Here is a 13,777-nt window from a genome sequence, read left to right as displayed (position 1 = left end):
GCAATGAGTACAGTAAGAACAAACATCGTTATTGACCCGATGACAAGAATCGAAGGTCACTTAAAAATCGAAGCCACTGTTGAGAACAGGAAAGTTGTAGATGCCAAAGTCGGCGGAACGTTATACCGCGGCTTCGAGCAAATACTTGTCGGGAGAAATCCATTAGATGCAATACAAATCACTCAACGATTTTGTGGCGTTTGCCCGACACCACATGCAATTGCTTCAGCACAGGCGCTCGAAAATGCGTTTGGAATTATGCCGCCTCCTAACGGTCGAACAATTCGTAATATCATGCAAGGAGCGAATTACATTCAATCGCATATACTTCATTTTTATCATTTAGCCGCGTTGGATTTTTTCAAAGGTCCTGATGTTTCGCCATTTGTTCCGCGGTATGAAGCAGATTATCGCTTGCCGAAAGCCGTGAATGATGCACTTATCGAGCATTACATTCGCGCATATCAAATCCGTTTGAAAGCGCATGAATTGTGTGCAATCTGGGCGGGAAAAATGCCTCACGTCGCTTCGATGGCGCCGGGTGGTGTTAGCATTATTCCGCGCATTGATAATATTACTACATCGTTATGGCGACTGAAAGAACTGACTGAGTTTATTGACAATGTGTATTTGCCTGATGTTATTACAGTCGCAAGTGTCTATCGTGATTATTTTAGTATTGGAACCGGTGTGAAAAACCTTCTTTCATTCGGTTTGTTCGACCTTGATGCAGAGCCTGATGTAACAAAGCGAAAACGATATTTTCCTATGGGAAGGATGACAAACGGAACGATAGAAAATATTGACCCAAAGAAAATAACTGAGGATGTCCGATGGTCGTGGTACAATTCTGCTTCAGGAAAAAAACCTATCGAAGGAGAAACATTTCCAAAACCAGAGAAGAAAGATTCCTATTCCTGGTTGAAAGCGCCACGATACGGCGGCGTTCCGTATGAAGTAGGTCCGCTTGCAAGAATTGCTTTGGCGTATGATTCCAAATCAAATCAAAAGGTAACAAAACTTATTGATGAAATGCTAGCGGCATTGAGTATCAACAAGGATGATTTGTATTCAGTCATGGGAAGACATGTTGCACGTGCAATAGAATGTAAAGTTGTCGCTGATGAAATTCAGGAGATGATTATGCAGGTAAAGTTAGAGCAGCCGGTTTGTACTGACCACACAATTCCGGAAGAAGCGCAAGGCATGGGATTGTGGTGTGCGGCTCGCGGCGCCCTTGGACATTGGATTGAAATCAGGAACGGTAAAATTGCTCGTTATCAAGCAGTTGTTCCGACGACGTGGAATGCTTCACCGAAAGATGACAAAGGAAATCCGGGACCAATTGAACACGCCATGATTGGAACCGAAATTGAAGATACAGACAATCCGTTTGCGCTTGCACGTATTGTTCGCTCGTTCGACCCGTGCATTGCTTGTGCTGTCCACGTGTTGGATGGAAAGCAGGTCAAGCAGTTCAAAATTCTTTAGAGTGAGATATGAATACGCTGATAATCGGCGTTGGCAATATTCTCCTTGGTGATGACGGTGTCGGAATTCATGCGGCAAGGGAGTTGATGAAATATCAACTCCCCAAACATGTAACAGTTATTGATGGCGGCACGTTGGGGATTGAACTCATCAATTATTACATCGGCTATGAACGACTCATAATACTTGATGCTTTACAAGTGGATGCACCACCCGGTACCATAGTTCGCGTTAATGGCGTTGATATTCAACCAAAGGGTTTTGTACCTGCCTCAGCACATGATAGCACACTAACCGATATTCTCTATTTCACAAGTTCGGTTATTTCACTTGAACAGGTAACAATTATCGGGGTTGTCCCTGAAACAACTTCGTACGCTTCACTTTCTCTCTCAGAATGTGTAAAAAACGCGTTTCCTTTATTGATTGAATTAATTTTGACTGAACTCATTAACGATGAAATCGGTGTCACTTCATGAATAAGAAGTAATTGGGTGTGTTACTCGTGAGTCTGTTCTAATAAGTGTACTACGCGACAAAATCATACTGAAAACAGATGGATTGCGAAGCCGAATATACTCAGAATACTTTTTAAATTTGACTCATTCGTAAAACACCGCAGTTCCGCTTGCGCTTACCATTAGCATTGATTGTCCAACAGTTTCATAATCAAGGTCAACAGCGAGGATAGCATTTGCACCCATCTGTTGTGCTTGCATGGTCATTTCTTGCAGAGCGATGTTCTTCGCTTCGCGGAGTTCGTTTTCATACGCGGCGGAGCGTCCGCCGACGATATCACGAATGCCTGCAAAGAAATCTTTGAATACATTCGCGCCGAGAATTGCTTCTCCGCTGACGATGCCGTAGTAACGTTTGATTTGTTTTCCTTCGATGTTGGGTGTTGTGAGTATGAGCATAATTATTAGTTAAAAATTAAAAGTGAAAAATTATATGTTATCAGTTAATCGAGTAGTCAATGACGAATGCACAAAGAACCAAGCACATAGTACGAATGACAAATGACCAATGACGATTGACAAATGAAAGTTTAAACGAGTTCTCCTTTGAGAACAGTTACTGCTTGTCCGCCAAGAGTTACTCTGTCGCCCTGCAACTTGACATGAAGAATTCCACCTCGGCTCGATGCCTGATACGCGATGAATTCAGTTTTGCCGAGTTGCTTACTCCAATACGGAGCGAGACAGCAATGAGTTGAGCCGGTGACAGGGTCTTCGTCAATGCCGTATGCGGGAGCGAAGTAACGGGAGATAAAATCAAATTCTTTCGAGTCAGATTTTGCTGTCACAATCACACCGCGACAGGGAATTGTACGGAGGATGTTGAAATCCGGTTTCATCTCCCGAACGATGTTCTCGGATTCCACTTCAACAAGGTAGTCGAATTTACTTTGTCCGATATATCGGGCGGTAATTCCAAGCGAAAATAAAAACGGAGGAAGCAGAGTTGCAGGTTCTTCCGGTGTTGCGGGAAAATCGAGTTCAATCCATTCATTGTTTCTTTTCGCTTGAAGATAGCCGCTCTTTGAATGAAACCGAATTGTTTCGTTTGGAGAAACGTTTCCTGTTTCAAACAAAATATGTGCGCTCGCAAGTGTTGCATGTCCACACAAATCTACTTCTGTTTTTGGTGTGAACCATCGGATGTTGTATCCGTTTCGATGCGGGACAAGAAATGCAGTTTCTGAAAGATTCATTTCTGCGGCGATGTGTTGCATCCATTGTTCGTCTGCCGGTTCGGTAAGCAGACAGACAGCGGCAGGGTTACCGGTGTATTTGTTTTTGTTGATGAAGGCATCAACGGTATAGATTTTCATAATATTTGTTTCTTTGATTTGAAAACGGTAGCACAAATATAAAACGGCACGCTGTAAGAAACAACGTGCCGTTCAATGAGCCATGATTTAAGAATCATTTCTGACTTTTGCGAGCCATTCGATTTGTTATTGCCATCATTATCAATCCGGCTATGACAACTAAACTGCCAATTAAAATTACACCTTCCATCTTATTCTCCATAACGTTTAAAATAAATTGAGATCATCACTAACAAAATGTAGATAATGACACCAACAAAAACAAGAATTGAGTTAGGTTTCTCTGATAGTATAGTGCCAATAACCAAACCTCCAAGTACAACTGCACTTGCTTCTTTGAAAACTTCTGAAAGTTGGTCGTATTGTTTAGGAAGTAACATGGAACAAGTCAATTATCAAGAACACCCGCTTGTTGCGCCGCAATTCAAACATTTGTAGCAAGCGCCGTTTCGTACCATGATGCTACCACAATCGCTACAAGGAGGTGCATCGGATTGTGTACGAAAGACTTGTTGCTCGGTCCTTTCCAATGCGGCAAGTCTGGGAATTTCTTTGTTCGATAACGCACCGGCAACTGCCAACTCGACATGTTCTTCGATGTTTGCAGGTGGCTGTTCATCCGGAGGCAAGAACTTCTTTCCAAGCCATCGGAAAATATAATCAAGCACGGATTTGGCAATCGGAATGTCACGATTGTTTGTGAATCCGCTCGGTTCAAATCGCATGTGTGAAAATTTCTCGACGAGAACGCGAAGCGGAACGCCGTATTGAAACGCCATCGAAACGGATGTAGCAAACGCATCCATCAATCCGGAAATCGTTGAACCTTCTTTTGACATCGTGATGAAAATTTCACCGGGAGTGCCGTCTTCATACAATCCGACCGTGATGTACCCTTCATGTCCTGCGACAGAAAATTTGTGTGTCACTGCCTGGCGTTCATCGGGAAGTCTGCGACGTATTGCACGTTTCTTAATTTCTGTAGAAACAGAATCAAGACTTGTGCTGAGCGGTTGTGTTCGTTTGCATCCGTCGCGATAAATTGCAATTGCCTTCAAACCCAATCGCCATGCTTCGATGTACGTGTTGGCAATATCTTCCGGCGTTGCATCGTGCGGCATGTTGACTGTTTTGGAAATTGCACCGGAAAGAAATGGTTGAACCGCCGCCATCATCTGCACATGTCCCATGTAATGAATTGTTCGTTCACCTTTCGCTGGTTTGAACGCACAATCAAAGACGGGCAGATGTTCTTCCTTCAAGTGTGGCGCGCCTTCAATCGTATCGTTCTTATTGAGGAACGCCATGATGTGTTCGATTTGCTCGTCAATGTATCCGAGTTTTTTCAGCGTCTGCTCAACCGAATTGTTGACAATCTTCATCAAGCCGCCGCCAACTAATTTTTTATATTTGATGATTGCTATATCCGGCTCAACACCGGTTGTGTCGCAATCCATCATAAAACCGATTGTCCCGGTTGGAGCGAGAACGGTTGTCTGAGAATTTCTGAACCCAAATTGACGACCAAGAGCGTACGCATCATCCCAAACTTTTCTTGCAGATGTGAGCAAATTGGTCGGGACATGGCGGTCTTCAATTTTGTCTGCCGCAAGCCCGTGCATCTTCATCACACGCAACATTGGTTCTTTATTCTTTGCAAAACCGTTAAACGTACCAACTTCTTTTGCAATCAGGGATGATTGTTTATACGCCTGACCACACATCAACGCTGTAATTGCGGCGGCATACGCTCGTCCTTCGATGCTATCGTATGGAAGCCCGCGTGACATGAGAAGCGCACCTAAGTTTGCATATCCCAAACCTAACGGACGATAATCAAAACTGTTTTGTGTGATGGAGGGAGTCGGGTAACTTGCGTTATCAACTTCAAATTCCTGTGCCGTAATTGTAATGTTTACTGCATGGCAGAACGATTCGACATCGAACTCACCATCTCTTGTACGGAACTTCATCAGGTTGAGTGATGCAAGATTACATGCAGTGTCATCGAGGAACATATATTCACTGCAAGGATTTGACGCGTTGATTGGCGCTGTGTTCGAACATGTGTGCCATGCGTTGATAGTTGAATTGAACTGAACCCCGGGGTCACCGCATATCCACGCGGCTTCAGCAATTTCTTTCATCAAATCACGAGCGCGATATGTATCTAACACTTTGCCTTCATGAACTGATTTTGTTTTCCATGGCTTATCATCTACAACGGCGCGCATGAACTCGTCCGTTGCGCGAACGGAGTGATTGGCATTTTGATATGCGATAGAATCGTATGCGCCACCAACAACGTTGAAACCGCCGTCGTAGCCGGCTTCAATTAGTGCCCATGCTTTTTTCTCTTCATCGGCTTTACAATGTATGAACTCACGAATGTCGGGGTGGTCTGCATTAAGAATTACCATCTTTGCGGCGCGACGGGTTTTGCCCCCGGATTTAATCACACCGGCAAAAGCATCATATCCCTTCATAAAAGAAACCGGACCAGAAGCAGTTCCTCCGCCGGAAAGACTTTCTCTCGAAGAGCGAAGTGTTGAAAGATTTGAGCCGGTTCCCGAACCCCATTTGAATAATCGTCCTTCAGTTTTTGCAAGTTCAAGAATGGAATCCATCGTGTCCTTCACTGAGTTGATGAAACAGGCAGAACATTGTGGCTTCGCTTCAATCCCGACGTTAAACCAGACCGGACTATTGAACGCCATGTATTGATTGACAAGAAGAAATGTCAATTCGTTGTAAAATATTTCAGCGTCTTCTTCGCTTGAAAAATATTTTCCTTTCCATCCCCACTCAGTCATTGTGCGAGCAACGCGGTCAATAATTTGCTTGACGCTCGTTTCACGTTCTACAGTCCCAAGTTTTCCATGAAAATATTTTGAGGCAACAATATTCGTCGCGGTCATTGACCACGACTTGGGAACTTCGACATCTTTTTGTTCAAAGATTGTCTCTCCTTTTTCATTAGTGATTGATGCCGTTCGTTTCTCCCATTCAATTTCCGAAAAAGGATGCACACCTTTTTTTGTAAAAAATCGTTTGAATGTCAACCCATGTTTTTGCTCGTTCATTTCTAAGTTGAGCGGTGTGGGGAATTCCTTTGTTTCGAAAATTTGTGTGGAACCAATTTCGTTTTCTTCAGACTGCGTGGTCCCGTATTGTACCATGTAATTATCCTTTATTATCAAATGTTAAACATTGCTTGTGAATTAGGTTAATTTCCCTATTCTGCCAAGTTCAATGCTGAACAAGCATTCAACTTGAAGGAATATTAGGAAATCAATGCGCCAAATATATAGACTTAATGGAAGGAAGTCAAGCATTATATTATGAAAATTTTATGACATGGTGAAATGAAAGATTCTACAATAAGGGACTTTGTAAATCGCTTTGAAAGGGTGCAATTTTCCATTGATTTTGAAGAAAACAATTTTGGAGGAATTCTTCATCTTTGGTTTTCAAGCAAAGGAAGGTTAATTTAGGCACGTTTAATTGATGAATATTTCAAAATCAGGATATTGTTCATGAGTCTCGTTGTCGAATTTTCTACCATAACTCAATTGTTTGATGCCGTCACATTGAAGTTCCAACATGAAACACGACCGGTTATCAAACAAAAAATTGATGGGAAATACCAAGGGATTTCATACGCGCAACTTCGTAGCGATGTAGAACATTTTGCAATTGGTTTATCTTCGCTCGGAATTTCGAGAGGAGATTGCGTGGCGCTCATTTCAGAAAACCGAAGCGAGTGGGTTATTGCAGATATGGGGATGTTATATCTGGGCGCTATTAATGTCCCGCTTTACACAACTCTTACACCGAAGCAAATCGAATTTATTTTGAATGATGCAAAGGTAAAGTTTGTTATTGTCTCAAATCAATTTCAACTCAACAAGGTTCTAAAAATAATTTCCGATGTTCCATCACTTCAGAAAATAATTGTGATGAACAAGAGTGGAATCGAATTTAATGACACAGTGCTTTCTTTTCGGGAAATATTACAAAAAGGGAAACAAGAGTATTCATCAAGAAAAAATTTTCTGGGACAGGAAATCGATAAATCGAAGCCGGAAGATTTGCTGACATTAATTTATACTTCCGGAACGACGGGAAATCCGAAAGGAGTGATGCTCACTCATGGAAACATGGTGAGTAATATTCAGGCATCCGCGCCGTGTATAAAAATTTCTACTGATGATGTTTTGTTGTCGTATTTACCACTTTGTCATTCGTTTGAACGAATGGCAGGATATTATACCTCACTCGGTTGCGGTGCAACAATCGCATATGCCGAAAGCGTTGAAACAGTTCGGGAAAATTTGCTTGAAGTTCGCCCTACAATAATGGCTTCGGTGCCTCGATTGTTTGAAAAGATTCAAAACAGAATCTTAAAACAAATTGCCGACCAACCTCCCGTCAAACAAAAAATATTTCATTGGGCAATTGATATTGGAAAAAAATACGCCAAAGCGAAAAGATTAAAGAAGTTCACTCCGCTGCTTTCTGTTCAAAGATGGTTCGGGGATAAATTAGTGTTTCAAAAAATCAAAGCGAGAACCGGAGGACGAGTACGGTTTTTTGTTTCGGGCGGAGCGGCGCTTGGAAAAGAACTCGGCGAATTTTTTGAGGCAATCGGAATTACCATTATCGAAGGATACGGTCTATCAGAATCTTCTCCGGTCATCAGTGTGAATCGTTTGGATAATTATAAGTTTGGCTCCGTCGGACTTCCTATTCCGGGAGTTGAAGTTAGGATTGCGAGTGACGGAGAAATTCTTGCACGGGGTCCGAACATTATGAAGGGGTATTGGAATAATCAAAAAGAAACGGAAGAGTCGCTTGATAGCGATGGATGGTTACACACGGGAGATATCGGCACGTTTGATGAAGATGGATTTCTTCATATCACTGATAGAAAAAAACATCTTTTTGTTAGTTCCGGCGGAAAAAATATCGCACCACAGCCGATAGAAAATTCGTTTCTCCAAAGCCCGTTTATTGACCAATTTGTTTTGATTGGAGACAAAAAAATGTTTTGCAGTGCGCTTATCGTTCCTGATTTTGATGCTGTGAAAGATTTTGCAAAACGGGAAGCAATTAGTTACACATCTGTTGATGAATTGGTTAATCATCCGCAAATCAAAAAGCATTTCGAAGAAGAAGTAACTAAATTACAGAAGGATTTTGCTTTGTATGAGCGCGTAAGAAAGTTTACACTACTCATTCAGCCGCTCACAATTGAGAGTGGAGAACTAACACCTACATTAAAGATTCGACGCAAAGTAGTGGAAGAACGATATAAACATCTTATCGAGAAAATGTATGAAGGTTTGACGTAATACTATTTTTGAAAATATTTCTTAAAGAATTATTTTTGTGCTGTAAATTTTGACAAGGGAAATCAATCACATTTGTTCTATGAGTACATATTCAGTTCCTCTACAATCAGAATCGTCGTTAACATCGGAAGGTTACTGGCTTAGAAATAAAACGTGGGACTTGACATTTATCAGTTTAAGTGCAATTCTCGTTGCCGTTCCGATTCTCACATATCTTTTTGCAAATCAGGCAACGGATTCAATCAACGGACTTTTACATTCCTTGGGAATTGATTTGGTGTGGGACGATGACGCAAGTAGAAATCTTGTTAATGTATTGATAGCGTTATTCATCGGTGGTCCGCACATGTATGCAACTTACACGCGCACCGCACTCGAAAAGAAATTCACTAGCAAACATAAAATGTTTATGGTTGCTTCACTCATCATACCGATTGGAGTTATCTTTTTCGGGGTCACAAATTTTCAATTCCTCATCACGTTCTTTTTCTTTTGGGCGTCTCTTCATGTTATGGAACAACTTGCATTTCTTATGCAATGTTATGATAGAAAAGCAAAACTCCCTCCATCCAAACTCTCGAAGTTTATTGATTACAGCGTAGTCTTTTCAAGTTTGTATCCGATTGCAACATATAAATTTGTCACCGGGGAATTTCGCATTGGCTCGAACATCATACTCTTTCCGGAATTTTTGAAACATGAAGCGTTGGTGTGGTTGGTCGGGGGATACTTTGGAATCTCGGTTGCACTTTTCATCTGGAAATCCGTAAAAGAAATTCGTTCGGGCGTTGTGCATTATCCAAAATTTCTTCTGATGTCCTTAACCGTTGTGATTGCTTTCTTTATTCCCGCATTTCCAAATTTGGATGTTGCGTTTCAAGGATTCAACGCGTGGCATTCGTTCCAATATTTGGGTCTAACATATTTCATCAACCGTATTCGACACGAAAAAGGGGAAATCGGTACGAAGATGATAGATAATATGTCGAAAGCAGGGAAGCCGTGGAAGTTTTATTTCTTCAATGTCGGATTGACTGCGATGGCTGTTGTAACGATTTCAATATTGATTTACTTAAAACCTCTCCTCGGTTTGTCGTTCGACCAATGTTATTACATCGTCGTTCTTTCGTTTTTGTTGATGCATTATCTGCACGACCATATGTTATTCAAAGACCCTGAGGCGATTTTGTTGAAACGATAAGAAAAGACGGCTTTTCAGCAGCCCGATTCCTTTTTGGAATTGGGCTGTTTTGTTTTTAGTATTGGGTATGAAAACTACTCTTTTGCAAAAACGAAACCCGAGCGTTACACTCGCTCGCGCACTTTCAAAACTTGGATATTGTTCTCGCAGTCAAGCCGTTGAACATATTCAACGTGGTGATGTTCAGGTAAATGGTAGGGTTGAAAAGAATCCAAGTTTTTGGTGCGATATGAATTTGGATAAAATTGAACTCAAAGGAACACAAATACCACTAAAACAATTTGTTTATGTTATGATGAACAAACCGAAAGGTGTTGTTACAACCCGGTCCGATGAACTTTCGCGAACGACAGTCTATGAATTACTCGAAGATGTTCATGAATGGGTTTTTCCGGTGGGTCGGCTCGATAAAGAAAGTTCAGGTCTGCTTTTGTTGACGAATGATAATCAACTCGGAGAACGATTGACAAGTCCCGAATCAAAAATACGAAAGACCTATCAAATAAAACTTGATAAAGCCATGACAGAGAAACATCAACAGGTAATCCGAAAGGGAATGATACTTGATGATGAGCAGTTACTTCCTGCCGAAATCAAAACGATTTCGGAGAAGCACGGCGAGTTCCTGATTGAGATGACAATCGTTGAGGGAAAGAACAGACAAATCCGGAGAATGTGTGAAGAACTCGGTTACACCGTTGTTGAACTTACGCGCACGAAAATTGGTCTTTATGATATTTCCATGTTAAACAATAAAACATGGAAATACCTTCTCAGCGAAGAAATTGAATTCTTGGTGAGTAAGAAACAACAAAGCAGAGAGGTAAGAACAAACTACAATGTTACGAAGCCACGGAACGATTACTCCTCAATTACTCGAAAGAAACAGACATCGAATAATTATGCCAAACATCGTAAGTAAAATAATTGAAATAGTCGTATTCAAGATTGAACAGGACAAACCGAAATACTTGTTGCTTCATCGTCAGGAAAACGAGCGATTGTATCCGAATATCTGGCAAATCATCAGCGGTTCGATAGAAAAAAATGAAAAGTCGGTTGATGCGGCATTGCGCGAATTACATGAAGAGACCCAACTGAAACCAATAGCATTTTGGATAGTTCCTGACATAACTATGTTCTATGATGCAACGAACGATTGGGTGCATTTATGTCCCGTGTTTGCCGCACAGGTTTCTGAAGGTTCTCAGCCAAAATTATCAGATGAGCATAATGAGTTTCGATGGCTCAATTATGAGGAGGCGGTGAAACTTCCCGTTTGGCACGGGCAACAGCAGGCGGTTCGAATTGTCCATGAATACATCGTCGCAGGGAAAGAAGCGATGAATCTTAACAGAATTCAATAATTAAAATAATCTTGTCCCTCCCTTCAGCCCAACCTGTGAATAAATTTGTTTAAGTTATTGTCAACCTGATGAAACAATCTCTTGTCTAACGCGTAGAATTAAGAAGTTCCAATTTTTTATATCAACAAGGATTATTTCTATGAAAGTACGATTGATTTTATTACTCACTTTACTCCTCTCCATCGGGGTTGTTACTTCCTATGGATGTTTGCCTGGGGAAAACGGATTTCATTTCATTAAGGATAAGAAAAGCAAACAGGGATATCTTGGAGTAAATATTGAAGATGTTACCCGACGTTTGGCAGAACGGAAAAATCTGAAAACTACATCAGGAGCGTACGTTTCAAGTGTAGTGGATAATAGCGCGGCTGAGGACGCGGGAATCGAAAAAGGTGATGTCATTGTAAAGTACAACGGGAAGGAAGTTGAGGACAGTGATGAATTGACTTCATTGGTTCGGAAAACTAAGCCCGGAACAAGTGTAGATATTCTTGTCGAACGGGACGGAGAGAATAAAACCTTGAAAGCAGAAATTGACCGTCTCAAGGATTCCGATTTTTCATTCTTTAATTTTGATGATGAAGATTTTCATGTTCGTGTACCCGACCCGCCACGAGTGAACGTACGACCACGTATTCAGGTTTTCGGCAATCAATCTCAAATGCACGGTTTAGTTGTACAAAGTATCAGTAAACAACTGGCAGAGTATTTTGAAGTTCCCGGAAAGAAAGGAGCGCTTGTTACTGAAGTAAAGAAAAGCAGTGATGCAGAAAAGGCGGGTTTGAAAGCCGGCGATGTCGTTACAAAGGTCGGTTCAGTAAATGTGTGGGATGCTGATGATTTGATGGAAGAACTCAATGATGCTGACGAAGGAGATGAGTTGAGTCTTGAAGTAATTCGTAAAGGGAAACTTTCAACCATGAAAATGAAAATTTCTGAAACAGAAGATGAAGATGATTGGTCGTTTCATGTAGCACCGGATGCAAAAGGTTATCATTACTATTACAATAATGATAACTTCAAGAATGAACATAAACGAGTTATGAAAGAGGTTGGAAAAGAACTTCACGAAAGTTTAAAGGATGCTGAACGCGAAGTCAAAAAAGCGAAAGAGACAATTCGGAAAGAACTGTACAGGTTGTAACCTGATGTTGAGAAGTTTGATAAATCCCTTCTATGAACCGAAGGGATTTATTTTTTTATCACCTCACCAATGACAAACGGCTTTTCTTTTTTCTTCGTCAATGTGGTGAGAATTGAATCGGCAGAAGATTTCGATGCTATGATAACAAGCCCGATGCCCAAGTTAAATGTTTGTCGCATATCCGATTCGGGAACATTTCCGACTGTTTGAATCAAGGAAAATATGTTTGGTCGTTTCCATGAATACCAATCAACGTGTAAAGCGAGGGTAGATGGAACCACGCGACTCGTATTTCCAACAATGCCACCACCGGTGATATGTGCCAGAGCATGAACGCCATCAATTTGAAGGAGACTCTGAATTGGCTTCAAATATGAGCGATGAACTGCAAGTAATGCTTCACCTATGGTTTTCTTCAATTCAGGAAAATACTTATCAACAGAAAATTTACTCAACAGAATTTTTCTTGCCAGTGAGTATCCGTTCGTATGTAGCCCGGTCGAAGGCAAACCGATAAGAATATCTCCCGATTTCACTCTTTTTCCGTACAATATTTTTTTCCGTTCCACAACTCCGACGATTGTACCGGCAAGGTCATAATCATCCTTCCTGTAGATTCCCGGCATCTCCGCCGTTTCTCCGCCAACGAGTGAACATTTGTTTTCTTTACATGCCTTCACCAAACCGCTGACAACTTTCTCTGCTACGTCAAGTTTTAGTTTTCCTACTGCAAAATAATCAAGAAAGAAAAGGGGAGTTGCGCCGCACACGGCAATGTCGTTTACACAATGATTCACTAAATCCCGACCGATGGTATCGTGCTTGTTCATCATGACAGCGATTTTCAGTTTCGTACCGACTCCGTCTGTGCTGGATACTAAAACAGGCGATTTGTATTGCTTGAAACTTGCATCATAAAAAGCCCCGAATGCGCCGATGTCTGTCAGAACAGACTTGGAAAAAGTTGAACGAACATTAGATTTAATTCGTTTGACGAAAGCATCACCGGCTTCGATGTTGACTCCGGCTTGTTTATACGTTGGCATAATTTATCAACAGATAGAAATGAAAAGGTCGAGTGAAAACTCGACCCATAAAAATTACTTGGCTTTTTTCTCGCGTGTGAGAAAAATAATTGTCCAGAAAAAAATGGCTAATAGACTACCAATAATTACAACAGTTTCCAAGAGTGTTATTCTCCTTTCTTTTTAAAATAAATTGCACCAATAACAAGTACAAGGTAAATGATAATTCCATAAAATACAATTCTATAATTTACTTTATCGGTAAGCACGCCACCGACTACGAGACCTCCAAGAACGACAACGCTTGCCTCTTTGGTAATTTCATAAAATGCCTCAAACTGTCCTTTTGAAAATTTCATGG

At 41.2% G+C, this 13,777-nt stretch carries 12 protein-coding genes; 7 read left to right on the top strand and 5 right to left on the bottom strand.

The features are described from left to right. The first annotated feature begins 3 nt into the window (after window positions 1–3). Both HY960_10770 and HY960_10765 read left to right on the top strand, forming a co-directional pair. On the top strand, window positions 4–1,491 hold the full coding sequence (locus tag HY960_10770; protein ID MBI5216224.1) for a nickel-dependent hydrogenase large subunit: 1,488 nt from the start codon (window positions 4–6) through the stop codon (window positions 1,489–1,491). An 8-nt stretch (window positions 1,492–1,499) separates the two neighbouring features. Beyond that, window positions 1,500–1,970: a hydrogenase maturation protease gene (locus HY960_10765; protein ID MBI5216223.1), complete on the top strand. Its 471-nt coding sequence runs from the start codon at window positions 1,500–1,502 to the stop codon at window positions 1,968–1,970. 123 nt (window positions 1,971–2,093) lie between these two features. On the opposite strand, the gene HY960_10760 is transcribed toward HY960_10765, so the two are convergent. The 3 genes from HY960_10760 to HY960_10750 form a co-directional block, all read right to left on the bottom strand. After that, complete coding sequence (locus HY960_10760) at window positions 2,094–2,408, bottom strand: heavy metal-binding domain-containing protein (GenBank protein ID MBI5216222.1); 315 nt, start codon at window positions 2,406–2,408, stop codon at window positions 2,094–2,096. Window positions 2,409–2,539: 131 nt separating this feature from the next. Beyond that, window positions 2,540–3,325, bottom strand: a complete 786-nt coding sequence (locus HY960_10755) for a PhzF family phenazine biosynthesis protein (GenBank protein ID MBI5216221.1) — start codon at window positions 3,323–3,325, stop codon at window positions 2,540–2,542. A 395-nt stretch (window positions 3,326–3,720) separates the two neighbouring features. Continuing rightward, window positions 3,721–6,408 (bottom strand): vitamin B12-dependent ribonucleotide reductase, encoded by a 2,688-nt coding sequence (locus HY960_10750; protein MBI5216220.1) that lies wholly within the window; start codon window positions 6,406–6,408, stop codon window positions 3,721–3,723. Window positions 6,409–6,861: 453 nt separating this feature from the next. Between HY960_10750 and HY960_10745 the strand changes: the two genes are divergently transcribed. From HY960_10745 to HY960_10725, 5 genes are all read left to right on the top strand, one after another. Continuing rightward, entirely contained in the window at window positions 6,862–8,679 is a 1,818-nt protein-coding gene (locus tag HY960_10745; GenBank protein ID MBI5216219.1) for a long-chain fatty acid--CoA ligase, read from the top strand. A 79-nt stretch (window positions 8,680–8,758) separates the two neighbouring features. Then, entirely contained in the window at window positions 8,759–9,880 is a 1,122-nt protein-coding gene (locus HY960_10740) for a hypothetical protein (GenBank protein ID MBI5216218.1), read from the top strand. Between the two features lie 67 nt (window positions 9,881–9,947). Continuing rightward, window positions 9,948–10,802: an rRNA pseudouridine synthase gene (locus tag HY960_10735; GenBank protein MBI5216217.1), complete on the top strand. Its 855-nt coding sequence runs from the start codon at window positions 9,948–9,950 to the stop codon at window positions 10,800–10,802. Next, window positions 10,783–11,247 (top strand): NUDIX domain-containing protein, encoded by a 465-nt coding sequence (locus HY960_10730; protein ID MBI5216216.1) that lies wholly within the window; start codon window positions 10,783–10,785, stop codon window positions 11,245–11,247. Before HY960_10735 ends, HY960_10730 begins: the two co-directional genes overlap by 20 nt. Before the next feature lie 139 nt (window positions 11,248–11,386). Continuing rightward, window positions 11,387–12,391: a PDZ domain-containing protein gene (locus tag HY960_10725; GenBank protein ID MBI5216215.1), complete on the top strand. Its 1,005-nt coding sequence runs from the start codon at window positions 11,387–11,389 to the stop codon at window positions 12,389–12,391. A gap of 47 nt (window positions 12,392–12,438) precedes the next feature. Here the strand turns inward: HY960_10725 and HY960_10720 are convergent, their stop codons facing one another. Beyond that, a complete protein-coding gene (locus HY960_10720; protein MBI5216214.1) occupies window positions 12,439–13,437 on the bottom strand; it encodes a phosphoribosylformylglycinamidine cyclo-ligase in 999 nt (332 codons plus the stop codon). Between the two features lie 146 nt (window positions 13,438–13,583). Next, window positions 13,584–13,775 carry a hypothetical protein gene (locus tag HY960_10715; GenBank protein ID MBI5216213.1) on the bottom strand — a complete coding sequence of 64 codons (192 nt, stop codon included), beginning with the start codon at window positions 13,773–13,775 and terminating at the stop codon, window positions 13,584–13,586. Window positions 13,776–13,777 lie beyond the last annotated feature (2 nt).

The sequence above is a fragment of the Ignavibacteriota bacterium genome (genome assembly GCA_016212665.1).
In the GTDB taxonomy this organism is placed as follows: domain Bacteria; phylum Bacteroidota; class Ignavibacteria; order UBA10030; family SZUA-254; genus FW602-bin19.
This window is presented reverse-complemented; position numbering and strand designations above follow the sequence as displayed.

Bases quoted from the DNA above. Each gene is read 5' to 3' on its own strand.
- HY960_10770 (MBI5216224.1), top strand. From the start codon at position 4: ATGAGTACAGTAAGAACAAACATCGTTATTGACCCGATGACAAGAATC.
- HY960_10765 (MBI5216223.1), top strand. From the start codon at position 1,500: ATGAATACGCTGATAATCGGCGTTGGCAATATTCTCCTTGGTGATGAC.
- HY960_10760 (MBI5216222.1), bottom strand. From the start codon at position 2,408: ATGCTCATACTCACAACACCCAACATCGAAGGAAAACAAATCAAACGT.
- HY960_10755 (MBI5216221.1), bottom strand. From the start codon at position 3,325: ATGAAAATCTATACCGTTGATGCCTTCATCAACAAAAACAAATACACC.
- HY960_10750 (MBI5216220.1), bottom strand. From the start codon at position 6,408: ATGAACGAGCAAAAACATGGGTTGACATTCAAACGATTTTTTACAAAA.
- HY960_10745 (MBI5216219.1), top strand. From the start codon at position 6,862: ATGAGTCTCGTTGTCGAATTTTCTACCATAACTCAATTGTTTGATGCC.
- HY960_10740 (MBI5216218.1), top strand. From the start codon at position 8,759: ATGAGTACATATTCAGTTCCTCTACAATCAGAATCGTCGTTAACATCG.
- HY960_10735 (MBI5216217.1), top strand. From the start codon at position 9,948: ATGAAAACTACTCTTTTGCAAAAACGAAACCCGAGCGTTACACTCGCT.
- HY960_10730 (MBI5216216.1), top strand. From the start codon at position 10,783: ATGCCAAACATCGTAAGTAAAATAATTGAAATAGTCGTATTCAAGATT.
- HY960_10725 (MBI5216215.1), top strand. From the start codon at position 11,387: ATGAAAGTACGATTGATTTTATTACTCACTTTACTCCTCTCCATCGGG.
- HY960_10720 (MBI5216214.1), bottom strand. From the start codon at position 13,437: ATGCCAACGTATAAACAAGCCGGAGTCAACATCGAAGCCGGTGATGCT.
- HY960_10715 (MBI5216213.1), bottom strand. From the start codon at position 13,775: ATGAAATTTTCAAAAGGACAGTTTGAGGCATTTTATGAAATTACCAAA.